The 14,998-nt window shown below is 69.9% G+C and carries 16 protein-coding genes; 8 read left to right on the top strand and 8 right to left on the bottom strand.

From position 1 onward, the window contains the following. Positions 1-158: 158 nt before the first annotated feature. Positions 159-989 carry a hypothetical protein gene (locus tag ACIGXP_RS31980; RefSeq protein ID WP_363213781.1) on the top strand — a complete coding sequence of 277 codons (831 nt, stop codon included), beginning with the start codon at positions 159-161 and terminating at the stop codon, positions 987-989. Positions 990-992: 3 nt separating this feature from the next. On the opposite strand, the gene ACIGXP_RS31975 is transcribed toward ACIGXP_RS31980, so the two are convergent. Then, positions 993-3,389: an HAD-IC family P-type ATPase gene (locus ACIGXP_RS31975; protein ID WP_399774315.1), complete on the bottom strand. Its 2,397-nt coding sequence runs from the start codon at positions 3,387-3,389 to the stop codon at positions 993-995. 46 nt (positions 3,390-3,435) lie between these two features. Then, the gene (locus ACIGXP_RS31970) at positions 3,436-3,702 is read right to left on the bottom strand and encodes a DUF2530 domain-containing protein (RefSeq protein WP_399774312.1); all 267 of its coding nucleotides are present in this window, start codon (positions 3,700-3,702) and stop codon (positions 3,436-3,438) included. Positions 3,703-3,903: 201 nt separating this feature from the next. Between ACIGXP_RS31970 and ACIGXP_RS31965 the strand changes: the two genes are divergently transcribed. Continuing rightward, complete coding sequence (locus ACIGXP_RS31965; RefSeq protein WP_363213784.1) at positions 3,904-5,355, top strand: NCS2 family permease; 1,452 nt, start codon at positions 3,904-3,906, stop codon at positions 5,353-5,355. Between the two features lie 19 nt (positions 5,356-5,374). Here ACIGXP_RS31965 and ACIGXP_RS31960 read toward each other — a convergent pair whose 3' ends face one another. After that, positions 5,375-5,557 (bottom strand): ribbon-helix-helix protein, CopG family, encoded by a 183-nt coding sequence (locus ACIGXP_RS31960; RefSeq protein WP_363213785.1) that lies wholly within the window; start codon positions 5,555-5,557, stop codon positions 5,375-5,377. Positions 5,558-5,711: 154 nt separating this feature from the next. Here ACIGXP_RS31960 and ACIGXP_RS31955 point away from each other — a divergent pair, with 154 nt between their 5' ends. Both ACIGXP_RS31955 and ACIGXP_RS31950 read left to right on the top strand, forming a co-directional pair. Further along, positions 5,712-6,149 carry a MarR family winged helix-turn-helix transcriptional regulator gene (locus tag ACIGXP_RS31955; RefSeq protein ID WP_399774308.1) on the top strand — a complete coding sequence of 146 codons (438 nt, stop codon included), beginning with the start codon at positions 5,712-5,714 and terminating at the stop codon, positions 6,147-6,149. A gap of 27 nt (positions 6,150-6,176) precedes the next feature. Further along, positions 6,177-7,520 (top strand): MFS transporter, encoded by a 1,344-nt coding sequence (locus ACIGXP_RS31950; protein ID WP_399774305.1) that lies wholly within the window; start codon positions 6,177-6,179, stop codon positions 7,518-7,520. A 66-nt stretch (positions 7,521-7,586) separates the two neighbouring features. Here the strand turns inward: ACIGXP_RS31950 and ACIGXP_RS31945 are convergent, their stop codons facing one another. After that, positions 7,587-8,102 carry a GNAT family N-acetyltransferase gene (locus ACIGXP_RS31945; protein ID WP_363213789.1) on the bottom strand — a complete coding sequence of 172 codons (516 nt, stop codon included), beginning with the start codon at positions 8,100-8,102 and terminating at the stop codon, positions 7,587-7,589. Positions 8,103-8,141: 39 nt separating this feature from the next. Between ACIGXP_RS31945 and thpR the strand changes: the two genes are divergently transcribed. After that, positions 8,142-8,714 carry an RNA 2',3'-cyclic phosphodiesterase gene (thpR, locus tag ACIGXP_RS31940; RefSeq protein WP_363213790.1) on the top strand — a complete coding sequence of 191 codons (573 nt, stop codon included), beginning with the start codon at positions 8,142-8,144 and terminating at the stop codon, positions 8,712-8,714. 234 nt (positions 8,715-8,948) lie between these two features. Here thpR and ACIGXP_RS31935 read toward each other — a convergent pair whose 3' ends face one another. The 3 genes from ACIGXP_RS31935 to ACIGXP_RS31925 form a co-directional block, all read right to left on the bottom strand. Beyond that, on the bottom strand, positions 8,949-9,950 hold the full coding sequence (locus ACIGXP_RS31935; RefSeq protein ID WP_363213791.1) for an aldo/keto reductase: 1,002 nt from the start codon (positions 9,948-9,950) through the stop codon (positions 8,949-8,951). Positions 9,951-9,996: 46 nt separating this feature from the next. Next, the gene (locus tag ACIGXP_RS31930) at positions 9,997-10,590 is read right to left on the bottom strand and encodes a Uma2 family endonuclease (RefSeq protein WP_399774300.1); all 594 of its coding nucleotides are present in this window, start codon (positions 10,588-10,590) and stop codon (positions 9,997-9,999) included. Between the two features lie 87 nt (positions 10,591-10,677). After that, positions 10,678-11,361, bottom strand: a complete 684-nt coding sequence (locus ACIGXP_RS31925) for a GDSL-type esterase/lipase family protein (RefSeq protein WP_399774296.1) — start codon at positions 11,359-11,361, stop codon at positions 10,678-10,680. A 111-nt stretch (positions 11,362-11,472) separates the two neighbouring features. Here ACIGXP_RS31925 and ACIGXP_RS31920 point away from each other — a divergent pair, with 111 nt between their 5' ends. After that, complete coding sequence (locus tag ACIGXP_RS31920; protein WP_399774293.1) at positions 11,473-12,474, top strand: WD40 repeat domain-containing protein; 1,002 nt, start codon at positions 11,473-11,475, stop codon at positions 12,472-12,474. An 88-nt stretch (positions 12,475-12,562) separates the two neighbouring features. On the opposite strand, the gene ACIGXP_RS31915 is transcribed toward ACIGXP_RS31920, so the two are convergent. Further along, a complete protein-coding gene (locus ACIGXP_RS31915) occupies positions 12,563-13,279 on the bottom strand; it encodes a hypothetical protein (RefSeq protein WP_399774290.1) in 717 nt (238 codons plus the stop codon). A gap of 314 nt (positions 13,280-13,593) precedes the next feature. Here ACIGXP_RS31915 and ACIGXP_RS31910 point away from each other — a divergent pair, with 314 nt between their 5' ends. Together ACIGXP_RS31910 and ACIGXP_RS31905 are read left to right on the top strand one after the other, a co-directional pair. Continuing rightward, positions 13,594-13,743: a hypothetical protein gene (locus tag ACIGXP_RS31910; RefSeq protein WP_399774287.1), complete on the top strand. Its 150-nt coding sequence runs from the start codon at positions 13,594-13,596 to the stop codon at positions 13,741-13,743. Positions 13,744-13,811: 68 nt separating this feature from the next. Beyond that, a complete protein-coding gene (locus ACIGXP_RS31905; protein ID WP_399774285.1) occupies positions 13,812-14,780 on the top strand; it encodes an alpha/beta fold hydrolase in 969 nt (322 codons plus the stop codon). The last annotated feature ends 218 nt before the right edge of the window (positions 14,781-14,998 follow it).

Below are 14,998 nucleotides of genomic sequence, written 5' to 3'. Positions count from 1 at the left end.
GGGAATTCGCTGTAGTAAACATCTCGTCATGGAAGCGCAATCCGGCCATAAAATCTGGCCGGATTGCGCTCTTGCCGTACAACCAGCACCGGGGGGCAAGGATCTGATCGCGTGAGTCAACCGACTCCCCGATCACTTCTCCCTCCAGGGGAACGCACATGCGCATACGTGCCACCGTGGCCGCCGTCTCCGGCGCCCTGGCCCTCACCGCCCTCGCAGTCCCGGCCGCGCAGGCCGTCACCGACTCGGGCACGCCGTACACCCTGAACGTCAGCTTCTCGAACGTCACGATCGCCAAGGCGATCAAGGTCGGCAGCACCAACAAGGTCAGTGCGACGTACTCGTACACGCTGACCCACGGCTCGGACGTGGACATCACCGCGAGCGACTTCGTCACGGACGCCTTCCTCTACCACGGCACCTACAGCGACTCGTCCCCCGAGCTGTACGGCGACAACGAGGCGAGCTGCACCCCCACCTCGTCCACCACGGCCACCTGCACGGGCACGGTCGACATCTACCCGACCGACGCCGACCCGAAGATCGCGGACGCAGGCACCTGGAACGTCGCCGCCGAGGCCGTCGCCTTCAACGGCCAGGACCAGCAGAACCCCGACATGAGCAAGGTCGGCTACAAGGACCAGAGCGGCCTGGGCACGACCCTGGTGCAGCGCTACTCGAAGCTGACGACCACCGTGAGCTCGACGTCCGTCTACAAGGGCAAGACCTTCACGGCGTCCGGCAAGCTCTCCCGCGCCGACTGGGACGACAACCTGTACCACGGCTACGCCAACCAGCCGGTCAAGCTCCAGTTCCGCAAGTCGGGCACGAGCACGTACACCACGGTCAAGACGGTGTACACGGACGCGTACGGCAACCTGAAGACCAGCGCGACCGCGAACTACAGCGGCTACTGGCGTTACAGCTTCGCCGGTACCACCACCACCCCGTCGGTCAGCGCCACTGGTGTGTACGTCGGCGTGAAGTGACCCTCAGTCCGGGAACCGGCGGTCGACCCACTTCCACAGGAACTCCAGGGCGGCCGCCGCCACCACCGCGATGCCGACGGCGGTCCACGGCATCTCCAGGCCGACCAGCTTCAGCGCGAAGAAGGCCTGCAGCCCCGGGACGGCCAGGACCAGCAGGAACGCCACGCCCATCGCGGCCACCAGGGTCACCCGCCACCAGGTGTAGGGACGGGCGACGATCGCCAGGATCCACATCGAGACGAGGAACAGCGTCAGGGTGGCCGCACTCGTCTCGGCGTCCAGCCGGCCCGGCCCGGTGTAGGAGTGGCGGGCGATCAGATACATCCCGAAGGTCGCCACCCCGGCCACCACGCCGGCCGGGACCGAGTACCGCATCACCTGCCGTACGAAATGCGGTTTCGCCCGCTCCTTGTTGGGCGCCAGGGCCAGGAAGAACGCCGGGACGCCGATGGTGAGGGTGGACAGCAGGGTCAGATGCCGGGGCAGGAACGGATACTCCACCTGCCAGCACACCACCAGGACCGCCAGCAGCACCGAGTAGACGGTCTTCACCAGGAACAGCGTCGCCACGCGCGTGATGTTGCCGATCACCCGGCGGCCCTCGCCCACCACCGACGGCAGGCTCGCGAAGCTGTTGTCGAGCAGCACGATCTGCGCGACCGCCCGCGTCGCCTCCGAGCCGGAGCCCATGGCGACCCCGATGTCGGCGTCCTTCAGCGCGAGCACGTCGTTCACGCCGTCGCCGGTCATCGCGACGGTGCGCCCGTGCGACTGGAGCGCTCCCACCATGTCCCGCTTCTGCTGCGGGGTGACCCGCCCGAAGACGGTCCCCTCGTCCAGCGCCTCGGCCATGCCGGGCCGGTCGGCGGGCAGGTGCCGCGCGTCCACCGCCGTACCCGCCAGCCCCAGCTTGGCGGCGACCGCGCCGACCGACACCGCGTTGTCCCCGGAGATGACCTTGGCGCGGACGTCCTGGTCCGCGAAGTAGCGCAGCGTGTCGGCCGCGTCGGGCCGCAGCCGCTGTTCCAGGACGACCAGGGCGGTGGGGCGGGCGCCGCGGGCCGGCTCGGGATCGTCCAGGTCACGGCCGGCGCGCGCCAGCAGCAGCACCCGCAGCCCCTGCTCGTTCAGGCGCGCGGTGGCCGCCAGCGCGGGGTCGCCGTCGGCGAGCAGGACGTCCGGTGCGCCGAGCAGCCAGGTGCTGGTGTCGCCGTCGGCCTCGCTGAACGCGGCCCCGCTGTACTTGCGGGCCGAGGAGAAGGGCAGTGACTCCACGCACCGCCAGTCCTCGCTGTCCGGGTAGGCGTCGATGATCGCCTGGAGGGAGGCGTTGGGACGCGGATCGGACTCGCCGAGCGCGCCGAGCACCTTGCGTACGTACTCCTCGTCGGCCCCGTCCAGCGGCCGTAGCTCGGTGACGTCCATGCCGCCCTCGGTGAGCGTGCCGGTCTTGTCCAGGCAGACGGTGTCGACTCGGGCCAGTCCCTCGATCGCCGGCAGCTCCTGCACCAGGCACTGCTTGCGCCCGAGCCGGATGACGCCGATCGCGAAGGCGACGGAGGTGAGCAGCACCAGCCCCTCGGGGACCATCGGGACGATGCCGCCGACGGTCCGCGCCACCGCGTCCTTGAGTCCATTGCTCTTGACGACGAGCTGGGTGATGACGAGTCCGACGGCGGCCGGGACCATCATCCAGGTGACGTACTTGAGGATCGTGGAGATGCCGGTGCGCAGCTCGGAGTGGACCAGGGTGAAGCGGGAGGCCTCCTCGGCGAGCTGGGCGGCGTAGGCCTCGCGGCCCACCCTGGTGGCCTGGAAGGCGCCGCCGCCCGCGACCACGAAGCTGCCGGACAGGACGGGGTCGCCGGGGTGTTTGACGACGGGGTCGGCCTCGCCGGTGAGCAGCGACTCGTCGATCTCCAGCCCGTCGGCCTCCGCGCACACGCCGTCGACCACGACCTTGTCCCCGGGCCCGATCTCGATCAGATCGTCCAGCACGATCTGGTGGGTGGCGACCTCGGTGGCTGTGCCGTCCCGGCGTACGGTGGGCCGGGCCTCCCCGATCACCGCGAGCGAGTCGAGCGTCTGCTTGGCCCGCCACTCCTGGACGATGCCGATGCCGGTGTTGGCGAGGATCACGAAGCCGAACAGACTGTCCTGGATCGGCGCGACGAACAGCATGATCAGCCAGAGCACGCCGATGATCGCGTTGAACCGGGTGAAGACGTTGCCCCGGACGATCTCGCCCAGCGACCGGCTGCTGCGGACCGGAACGTCGTTGACGAGGCCGCGGTGGACGCGGTCCGCGACCTCGGCACCGGTCAGTCCGGCCGCGGGTCTCTTCGGCAGGGCCACGGGGTGCACAGGGTCGAGTTCGGCGCCCGCGTCTATGTGGCTCATGACATCGACGGTACGTGCGGATGTGCCGCCCTGCCCGCTTTGGGGGTTACTCGGCCGGCGTCGCCTTCGGCCCGGCCGCCCTCTTGATCGCCGCGTCCCGCCTGCGCACGTACCAGATGCCGATCAGCCCCAGACCGCCCCCGGCCAGGCAGGTCCACAGCCACCACAGATGCCCGTGGTCCTCGAACCAGCCGTAGAACGGCAGCTGGACCAGGAAGAGCACGAACCACACGATCGTGCCGCCGGTGATGGTGGCGACCACGGGCCCCTCCAGGGGCTCCGGCGCCTCGTGCTTGGGGGTCCACTTGGCCATGCGCACAGCTTAAGCGGCGCCCCTTCGCTGCCTCGTCCCCGCTCGTCCCCGCTCGTCCCCGCTCGCCCCCGGCTTGTCTACGCGCGGAGATAGCGATAACGCAGTCATACGTTCATACTGAAACCGTTTGCCTTTGACCACTTCTGCTCGTATGAAACTCCAACGGGGCTCGGGGGAACCCTGTCGGAGATGAGGTCTCGCATGTCCACCTCGGCACCTGCCAAGGCGCCCACCCCCGAGAAGCCGGGCGGCGCGCCCGCCTTCGGCGCCCTCGACCGCTACTTCCGGATCTCCGAGCGCGGCAGCTCCGTCGCCCGCGAGATCCGCGGCGGTTTCGCCACCTTCTTCGCGATGGCGTACATCATCGTGCTGAACCCGATCATCCTCGGCAGCGCGAAGGACATGTACGGCCACCACCTGGACAACGGTCAGCTGGTGACGGCGACCGCGCTCACGGCCGCGTTCACCACCCTGCTGATGGGCGTCATCGGCAACGTCCCGATCGCGCTCGCCGCCGGCCTCGGCGTGAACTCGGTCGTCGCCCTCCAGCTGGCGCCCCGGATGTCCTGGCCGGACGCCATGGGCATGGTCGTCCTCGCGGGCATCGTGGTCATGCTGCTGGTCGCCACGGGGCTGCGCGAGCGCGTGATGAACGCCGTGCCGTTCGGCCTGCGCAAGGCCATCTCGATCGGCATCGGCCTGTTCATCATGCTGATCGGCCTGGTCGACTCCGGCTTCGTCACCCGTATGCCGGACGCCGCCCAGACCACCGTCCCGCTGCAGCTCGGCACGGGCGGTCATCTGCACGGCTGGCCGGTGCTGGTCTTCATCCTGGGCGCGCTGCTGACCTTCGCGCTGATCGTCCGCAGGACGCCGGGCGCGATCCTGATCTCGATCGTCGGCATGACCGTCCTGGCGGTGATCCTCAACGCGGTCACCACGATCCCCACCTGGGGTCTGACGGTCCCGAAGTGGCCGGGCAACCCGGTCTCCACCCCCGACTTCGGCCTGGTCGGCCAGGTGAGCCTGTTCGGCGGGTTCTCCAAGGTCGGAGTGCTGACCGGCATCCTGTTCGTCTTCACGGTCCTGCTGTCGTGCTTCTTCGACGCGATGGGCACGATCATGGGCGTCAGCGACGAGGCCAAGCTGACCGACGCCGAGGGCTACATGCCGGGCATCAACAAGGTGCTCTTCGTCGACGGCCTCGCGGTCGCGGCGGGCGGTGCCAGCTCCTCCTCGGCCACCACCGCGTTCGTGGAGTCCACGGCCGGGGTCGGCGAGGGCGCCCGTACGGGCCTCGCGAACGTCGTCACCGGCGGCCTCTTCGCCGTCGCGCTGTTCCTCACCCCGATCGCCACGATGGTCCCGTCCCAGGCGGCCACTCCGGCGCTGGTCGCGGTCGGCTTCCTGATCCTGTCGAACTCGATCAAGGAGATCGACTGGGCCGACTACACCATCGCGATCCCGGCGTTCGTGACGATGCTGATGATGCCGTTCACCTACTCGATCACCAACGGCATCGGCATGGGCTTCATCACCTTCACGGTGCTGCGCCTGGCCGCCGGCCGGTTCCGGGACATCCCGGTCGCGATGTACGTGGTCTCGGCGGTGTTCGCCTTCTACTACCTGATGCCGGCCCTGGGTCTGACCTGAGCCATGGCCTTCTGCGGCGTCAGGTGACCCCGTAGAACTTCTCGGTCTCCTCGACGGCGGCCTGGAACCGCTCGTCGAAGTCGTCCCGGATGAGCGTGCGGACCACATAGTCCTGCACGCTCATTCCTCTTTTCGCCGCATGGTGCCGGAGCCTTTCGAGCAGCTCCCGGTCCATCCGCAGGCTGAGCACACTGGTCCCCATGGGTACGAGGGTCGCCATATCCGGCCACCCGGTGCGTCACTTTCCTGAACCGACTCACTCATATGGGTGATCGTCGGAGTCAGTGGCGGGTATCACGCGGTATCGCGCGCGTCACGGTGGTCTTTAGCGAGAGTAATGAGTTACGCTAAGGAACATGCCGGACCTCTCCCATGGCGACGACGCAGCCGCCGTGAACTCCCTCCGCTCCGCCGTGATGCGGTTGTCCCGTCGGCTCAAGCACCAGCGGGTCGACGAGTCGCTGAGCCCCACCGAGATGTCGGTGCTCGGCACCCTCTCCCGCTGCGGCTCGGCCACACCGGGCGAGCTGGCCCGCAAGGAGCACGTCCAGCCGCCGTCGATGACCCGCATCGTGGCGCTGCTCGAAGCCAAGGGGCTGGTCCGGCTGGAGCCGCACCCCGAGGACCGGCGCCAGAAGGTCGTCACCCAGACCGAGCAGGCCGAGGCGATGCTTGAGGAGAGCCGCCGCAAGCGCAACGCGTTCCTGGCCGGCCTGGTCGAGGGCCTCGACGAGGACGAGTGGGCCGCCCTGCGCGCCGCCGCCCCCGTGCTGGAGAAGCTCGCCCATCTGTAACGACGTATCGCAAGGAGGCGAACCCTTTTGAGTACGGGACCCGGAAAAGATTCCGCCCCCGCACCAACCACTTCTACCCCCACCTCCCGCAAGTCCTCGATGTTCAGCTCGCTGAAGATCAGGAACTACCGCCTCTTCTTCATCGGCCAGGTCGTCTCCAACACCGGCACCTGGATGCAGCGCATCGCCCAGGACTGGCTCGTCCTCAGCCTCACCGGCTCCTCCGCGGCCGTAGGCATCACGACGGCCCTGCAGTTCCTGCCGATGCTGCTCTTCGGCCTCTACGGCGGCGTCCTGGTGGACCGTCTGCCCAAGCGCCCCACGCTGCTGGCCACCCAGTCGTCGATGGCGGTGACCGGCCTCGCGCTCGCCTTCCTCACCCTCTCCGGCCACGTCCAGGTCTGGCACGTCTATGTCGCCGCCTTCGCCGTCGGTCTCGCCACGGTCGTCGACAACCCGGCCCGGCAGTCCTTCGTCGCCGAGATGGTCGGCCCCGGGCAGCTGCAGAACGCGGTCAGCCTGAACTCCGCGAACTTCCAGTCCGCCCGCCTGGTGGGCCCCGCCGTCGCCGGCCTCATGATCACCGGGGTGGGCACCGGCTGGGCGTTCCTCGCCAACGGCCTGTCCTTCGCCGCGCCCCTCACCGGCCTGCTGCTGATGCGCGCCCGGGAACTGCACGTGGTCGAGCGTGCGCCGCGGGGCAAGGGCCAGCTGCGCGAGGGCCTGCACTACGTGGCCAGGCGGCCGGAGCTGGTCTGGCCGATCGTCCTGGTCGGCTTCATCGGCACCTTCGGCTTCAACTTCCCGGTGTGGCTGTCGGCCTACGCGGACGACGTCTTCCACTCCGGCGCCGGCTCCTACAGCCTCTTCAACACCCTGATGGCCGTCGGCTCCCTGGGCGGCGCCCTGCTGGCCGCCCGGCGCGGCACGGCCCGCCTGCGCATCCTGATCGCCGCCGCGCTGGCCTTCGGCACGCTGGAGGTGGTGGCCGCGCTGGCACCGTCGTACTGGCTGTTCGCACTGCTCATGGTCCCCATCGGGGCCTTCGGTCTGACGGTCAACGTCACGGCGAACACGGCGGTCCAGATGGCCACCGACCCGGCCATGCGCGGCCGGGTGATGGCCCTGTTCATGATGGTCTTCATGGGCGGCACGCCGCTGGGAGCGCCGGTCGTCGGCTGGATCACCGACACGTACGGCGCAAGGGTCGGCTTCGCCCTCGGCGGCGTCGTCTCCGCCGCGGCGGCCTCGGTGATCGGCCTGGTCCTGGCCCGCATCGGCGGCCTGCGGGTGACGCTGCGCTGGCACCGCGGCCATCCGCGGCTCCGCTTCGTGCCGAAGGAGCGGGAGGACCTGGCGACGGCGGCGTAGCACCCGGAGGGGTGCGGGTCGTCGCCGGGCGAGTGCCGCCGCCGCGGCACGGGCAAGGGGACCCCGCTACAGCACCCTGCGGGCCAGCAGCATCCCCGGCCACTTGTCCTCGCCGACGGTGAAGGGGGCGACCCGGGTGAAACCCTGGCTCTCGTAGTACGCGACCAGCTTGCCGTCGTCGCCCGCGTAGCAGTCCACCCGCAGCAGCGATATCCCGGCCCGCCGTGTCTGCTCGGCCGCGTGCGCGAGCAGCGCGGCACCGGCGCCGACGCCCTTGAAGCGGCGGTCGGTGACGAACAGGTGGATGTACCGCTCGGGCTCGTCGGCGGGCTCCAGATACGGACCGGGGGCCCGGCTGAGGGTGAGCGTGGCCGCCGGGACCCCGTCGACCTCGGCCAGGTACGGCGTGCCCGCGGAGGTGATCTGGTGCACCAGTTCCACGGCTCGCTCGTTCGTCGACCACGGCTCGGTGCCCCACTGCCCGGTACGGCCCTGTGAGACCAGCCACTCCACCGCGCTGTCGAGCATGCCGAGGATCAGGGGAGCGTCGCCGGGCCCGCCGGTGCGCATGGTGATCGTCATGTGCTCATCATGCCGACCCGTGTCTGCGAAGGTGAAGACATGAGACTCTTCGCCGCGGTGCTCCCTCCGGAGCGTGTCGTCCATGAACTGGCCGTCGAGGTCGCCCAGTTGAAGAGGCTGCCCGGCGCGGAGCGGCTGCGCTGGACGGACCGCCCGGGCTGGCACTTCACCCTCGCCTTCTACGGCGAGGTCGCCGACGATCTCGTACCGGACCTGTCGGACCGCCTGGCCCGCGCGGCCCGCCGCACGGCCCCCTTCGCCCTGGCGCTCTCCGGCGGCGGACAGTTCGGGCACGGCAAGGCCCTGTGGACGGGCGCCTCCGGCGAGGTGGAGGCGCTGCGGCTGCTGGCCGACCGGGCGGAGTCGGCGGCGCGGAAGGCGGGCGTGCCGATGGGGGAGCACCGGCGGTACAAGGCCCACCTGACGGTGGCGCGGAGCCGGGACTCGGTGGACGTACGGCCGTACGTGGAGGCGCTGCGCACCTTCGGCAGCCGTACCTGGACCGTGGACGAGCTGGTCCTGGTCCGCAGCCACCTGCCGAGGTCCGGGGTGGCGGGGGAGCAGCCGCGGTACGAGGCGGTTGCCCGCTGGGCACTGGGCGGGGCCGGTTAGGCTCGGTCACGTGGACCCGAAAACCCGGAACCGGATCATGGCCGGTGTGCTTGTGCTGATGTTCGTGGTGGTGGCCTTGGCGGCGGCCGTCAAGTAGCCGTTGGCTCGGCTGCCCGAGGGGCGGGGAGTGCGCGTTGTCCGGCGACTGCGAGCCGTCTGAGGCGTGTCGCGCCCGCGCGGCGGTAGCCGCACATCGACACTGCCCCGCGCCCTGGGTCGGCTGCCCTTCCGCTGCTACCAGGCGAAGGCCTCCGGGGACGGGCCCGGACCCGGGAAGATCTCGTCCAGGCCGGCCAGCAGCTCCTCGCTCAGCTCCAGCTCCGAGGCCCTGATCGCCGAGTCCAGCTGTTCTGCCGTACGCGGGCCGACGATGGGCCCCGTCACACCCGGGCGGGTCAGCAGCCAGGCCAGGGCCACCTCGCCGGGCTGCAGGCCGTGCTTGTCGACCAGATCCTCGTACGCCTGGACCTGGGCGCGGGCGGCGGGGTTCTTGAGGGTGTCGGCGGCCCGGCCGGACGCACGGCGACCGCCCTCGACCTCCTTCCTGAGGATTCCGCCGAGCAGACCGCCGTGCAGCGGCGACCACGGGATGACCCCGAGGCCGTAGTCCTGCGCGGCCGGGATGACCTCCATCTCGGCGCGCCGCTCGGCGAGGTTGTACAGGCACTGCTCGCTGACGAGGCCGTACGAGCCTCGGCGGGCGGCGGCCTCGTTGGCCTGGGCGATCTTGTAGCCGGGGAAGTTGGAGGAGCCGACGTAGAGGATCTTGCCCTGCTGGACCAGGGTGTCGATCGCCTGCCAGATCTCCTCGAACGGCGTGTTCCGGTCGATGTGGTGGAACTGGTAGAGGTCGATGTGGTCGGTCTGCAGCCGCTTCAGGCTGGCGTCCACGGCCCGGCGGATGTTCAGCGCGGAGAGCCTGTCGTGGTTGGGCCAGGCGGGCCGGCCGGGCTGGGCGTCGAGGGCCATGTTGCCGTAGACCTTGGTGGCGAGGACGACCTTGTCGCGGCGGTCGCCGCCCTTGGCGAACCAGTTGCCGATGATGCGCTCGGTGCGGCCCTTGTTCTCACCCCACCCGTACACGTTGGCGGTGTCGAAGAAGTTGATGCCCGCGTCCAGCGCCGCGTCCATGATGGCGTGGCTGTCGGCTTCGTCCGTCTGCGGCCCGAAGTTCATCGTCCCGAGGACGAGTCGGCCGACCTTGAGTCCCGTGCGTCCTAGCTGCGTGTACTCCATGGTCCTCAAGCCAACGGGTTGAAGTGCGCTCCAAGCAAGGGGCGCTTCAGTCGCGGGGGAAGTCGTCGGTCTTGAGGACGAGGTCGATCACGGTGCCGGTGAGATCGAGGTCGGTACCGAAGTCCACCTTCGTCGGCTCGTCGTAGTCGCCGCGCTTGGGATCGGTGTAGACGTGGCACCGTCCCTGGTAGGGATCGGCGATGACGTACAGGGGGACCTCGGCCTCCGCGTAGGCGAACCTCTTCGGACCGTAGTCGTTGGCGGCTGTGCCCTCGGAGATGACCTCGGCGACGAACACGACGTCCTGGTAGCGCCAGTGGCCCGTGTCGTCCTTTTTCGCCGAGTCCTTGAGCAGGGCGACGTCCGGGCAGAAGCCGTTCTCGTGGCCCGGGAAGTCGATGCGGACGTCCGAGAACGCTTTGACCTGCATCCCGAACCTGTCCTCCAACGCCCGCACGATTCGGCGGATGATGACCCAGTGAGTGTCTCGCTGCGGCGTCATATGGACGTTGCCCCCGACGATCTCGACCCTGTATCCCTCGGGGACGGGCATGCGCTCAAGCCGCTCGAACCACTCGTCCAAACGCTTGGTGTTGGCATCGGCGTCGGCCATCTCGATCCTGTCTTCAAGGATGGTCACGGTCGCGCTCCTCCCCGGCTGCCCACGGACGAGTGCAGCCGCGCGGTTCAACGATACGCACGGTGACCGGGAGACGCCGGAAATCGGTCAACCTGTTCCGGCCGCGTACGCCTGTCCGACCCCCCACGCCTCCCACATCGCCCCCGCGAAGGCCCCCGCGATCCGGTGCTCCCCCCTCGCGTTGGGATGCGTGCCGTCGTAGGTGTCGGTGTGGATGTCGTAGCCCTCCGGCCGCGAGGCCAGCAGGATCGGTGAGCGGGGCTCGTCCAGGTCGGCGACCGTCTTCGCCAGCAGGTCGTTGAAGAGGTCCACCTGCGCGGCGAACGGCTCGTCCACCTCGGCGCGGATGTTCGGGATGACCGGCAGCAGGACCATGCGGATGCGCGGCTCGGCCTCACGGGCCCCCGCTATGAAGGCGCGTACGTTCTCCGCCGTCTGCTCGGCGTTCGTGTAGAAGCCCAGGTCGATCAGGCCCAGCGAGACCAGCAGCACGTCCGCCCCGTGTGCGCGCACCGCCTCGCCGATCAGCGGGGCCATGTGCAGCCAGCCCTCGCCCCAGCCCGCCAGGTGGCGGCACGGGAAGTCGGGATCGGCGTAGGCGAGGGACGCCGGGGCGTCGGCCGCCTTGTCGTAGAGCTCCTCGCGCGGGCCGACGAAGGTGAACGGGCCGTCGTACGCGTCACGCAGATGGCGCCACAGGCGGTAACGCCATGTGTGCTCGCCGGCGCTCCCGATCGTCATGGAGTCACCTACGGGCATGAACCTGAGCATCCGCTCATGATGGACGATCACGCGCACCAGTGGGGTGTGAGGCCCACCACGTAGGACGGACCCCGCGGGCACCCGCCCCGTGACCCCCGGAGGGAATGGCAGGCTTGGGGCATGCGTCGATCGTTCGCCGTTCTCGCCGGGGTGCTGCTCGCCGGCGCCTGCGCGCTGCCCGCTTCCGCCGCCGACGGGGACGGTGACCACGGGTTCACCCTCAAGGACCCGCGGATCACCGAGTCCAGCGGGCTCGCCGCCTCGCACCTCCACCCCGGTGTCTACTGGACGCACAACGACAGCGACGACGGGCCGTACCTGTACGCCGTGGACAGCCGGACCGGCAGGACCGTCGCCCGCGTCACGCTCCGGGGCATCGGCTCCCCTCGTGACGTCGAGGCCATTTCCATCGGGCCGCACAACGAGATCTACCTGGGCGACATCGGTGACAACCTCGGCGGCAAGTGGCCGTACGTGTGGATCTACCGGCTGTCCGAGCCGAAGGAGCTGAAGGACCAGACGGTCACCGCGACGCAGTACGTCGTGAAGTACGCGAACGGGCCGCGGGACGCCGAGTCGCTGATCGTCCACCCGAAGACCGGGCGGGTCTACATCATCGACAAGAAGGAGGACGGCGGGCACCTGTACGAGGGCCCGGCCACCCTGACCGCCTCCGGAGCGAACATCTTCAGGCCGATCGCCCCCGTCGACCTCTGGGCCACGGACGCGGCCTTCTCCCCGGACGGGCGGCAGCTTGCCGTGCGCGGGTACCTGGGCGGGATCTACTACGACTGGGACGGCGGCCGGATCAAGCGCGCGGGCCAGCTCGACGTACCGCTGCAGGGACAGGGGGAAGGCGTCACGTACTCCGCCGACGGGAGCACGCTGCTGTACAGCAGCGAGGGGGCGGACAGCGCGGTGGTGGCGAAGGACGCGCCGGGTCGGCCTGCCGCCAAGTCACCTTCCGGGAGCGGACGTTCCGGCACGGCCGGGGCCGGGGCCGGGATCGGCGGCGGGTTCGGGTTCGGGATCGGGGGCGGCGGGGGCCTGGCGGTCGGTGCCGTCGTCGTCGCGCTCGCAGCGCTCGCCCTCCTCGGGGTGCGGGGGCGGCGGCGCGGGTGAGGGCCTGGGGCGGACGGGACCGGGGCGCGTGCGACGGCCGCGGTCCCGTCCACCGGACCCTGAGGCCCGGAACCCCTTGGCTACGGCGTCACTTCACGCACCCGGGCGCCGGGAAGTCCGTCGTGCTCGCGGGGTGACCGCCGCCCTCCATGTTGGTGAGGAGCTCGGGCGCGGGCCCGTAGGGGTCCACGATGCGGGCGACGAAGCCGGCGCTCTTCGGCAGCGCCGGGTGCGCGCGGTTGACGACACCGCCGACGCGCGTGCCGTCACCGGCGTCCTTGAAGAACGCCTCCGGTCCCTTGGGGCCGTTGCTCAGGACGGCGACGGTCCCACCGCCGATGAACTGCTCCTGGATGAGGGTGCAGCCCCGTGCGTCAGGGGTTCCGGCCTTCGGGAGCGTGAAGGTGCGGGTGCCGCCCTCGGCGTCGGTCACCCGCAGCGCGGGAGCGGAGCCGTCGGCACCCACCAGGCGCAGGGCGAGGCCGCGTTCGCGGGCCGTGCGGTGGCCTCGGTCGAGCCCGGTCAGGACGCGGTACATGTAGGCGTCGCCCTGCTGCCAGTGCGGCGGCACGGCGCGGATCCACGCCTCGGGGCCACCGGCGCGGGGGTCGTTGCGCAGGACGGCGACCATGTCCTGGCCGATGGCGACCGCCTTGCCCGCGAAGCGTGCGGACGGAGCGGCGGCGTGGGCGGTGGTGGCGGCCGAGGCGGATGCCGCCGGCAGGAGGGCGGTGGCGCCGACGGCGCTCAGCAGTACCGAGGCGGTCAGCAGTGAGCGCCGGCGGCGTGCGGACACGGTGTGCATGAAGTGCTCCTGGTGACGACGGCCGGACACCGGGTCCGGCGAGACGTGGGGTGGCGACGATGCGACGATATGTGCCGGAATGGCGTATTCCTGTGCCGGAATTGTCACGGAAAACCGACAGGAAACGGAACCCTGATCTCCGTTGTGCGAGATTGGTCCGATGTTCACAAAGTCGACCTCGCTGAGGAGGCCTTGTTTCGAGCGCAATTCGCCGGGGATTTCTGCTGCAATCGCCTTTACCGTGGCCGGTGTGATGTGCGGAATCGGCGCGCAGGCCGCCAATGCGGCTCCGGTGGCGAAGGAAGTGCAGCCGCGTGGCGCTGGTTGTGGTGAGCCTGCTGTGGATCACTCAGGACATGGCCGCGTGGGCGACCGCGCTGTGTGCGGCAGGTTCGGGCATGGGAGCGCTCGGGGTGCTGTATTTCGGATGGCGCTGCATTCGCTCACGCGGGGATTCGCAGTGAATTTTCTTCGATGAGAGCTGCGCGTTGCGCCAGCAATTTCTTGTATGGTGCAGGCGTATGCTCGCCGCATGGTTGAGCACCGTGTGATCGACGTGAACGGTATCCGGCTGCACATCGCGGAGCAGGGTGAGGGTCCGCTCGTCGTGCTGCTGCACGGCTTCCCGGAGTCCTGGCACTCCTGGCGTCACCAGTTCGGTCCGCTGGCCGCCGCCGGGTTCCGGGTGGTCGCGCCCGACCAGCGCGGATACGGCCGTAGTGATCACCCCGAGGACGTGGACGCGTACAGCATCCTCCATCTCGTCGGGGACGTGATCGGGCTGATCCACGCCCTGGGCGAGAAGGAGGCGTTCGTCGTCGGCCACGACTGGGGCGCACCGGTGGCCTGGCACACCGCGCTGCTGCGGCCCGACGTGGTGCGCGGGGTCGCCGGGCTGAGCGTGCCCCCGCCGTTCCGCGGGGAGCGGCCGCCGCTCGTCGCCATGCAGGAGCGCTTCGGCGGGCGGTTCTACTGGAACTACTTCAACCGGCCCGGGGTCGCCGACGCCGAGTTCGCCGCGGACACCCGTACCGCCCTGCGGAAGCTGTTCTACTCCGCTTCCGGTGACGCCCCCGGCGCCGGCCGCCCGGACCAGGCCCTGGTGGCCGACCCGGAGCGGGGCTGGCTCGCGGACATGACCGACCCGGAGGTGCTGCCGGACTGGCTCACCGAGGAGGACCTGGACGAGCTCGTCGAGAGCTACGCCAAGGGCTTCACCGGCGCCCTGAACTGGTACCGCAACCTGGACCGCAACTGGGAGCTGACCGCGGCCTGGCAGGGCGCGGTCGTCACTGCGCCTGCGCTCTACATGTATGGCGACCGCGACTTGGTCCCGGCCTTCCCGGACACGCCCGAACTCATCGCGAAGCTGCCGGAGTTGATGCCGGATCTGCGCCGGGAGCCGATCCTGCTGCCGGGCTGCGGCCACTGGACGCAGCAGGAGCGGCCCGAGGAAGTGAACGCCGCGCTGATCGAGTTCCTGACGGAGCTGCGGGGCTGAGGCCACTTGGCACAGGCCGAGGCCACCCGTCACATGAGACCGGGGCCACCCGTCACATGAGGAAGGGCGCCCGGTGTGCACCGGGCGCCCTTCGTCGTCGTGGCCGCAGCCCGGCCGCAGCCGCTAGATGTATTGACCTGAAGCGTTGTTGACGCGGCTGATCGGCGGTTGGCCGCCGAGTGCGGTGTGGCAGCGGTGGTGGTTGTAGGTGTGCAGGA

Origin of the sequence: Streptomyces sp. NPDC053069 (assembly GCF_044546895.1) — a bacterium.
Classification (GTDB): domain Bacteria; phylum Actinomycetota; class Actinomycetes; order Streptomycetales; family Streptomycetaceae; genus Streptomyces.
The sequence above is the reverse complement of the archived record's forward strand: the minus strand, read 5'-3'. Positions and strand labels throughout refer to the sequence as shown.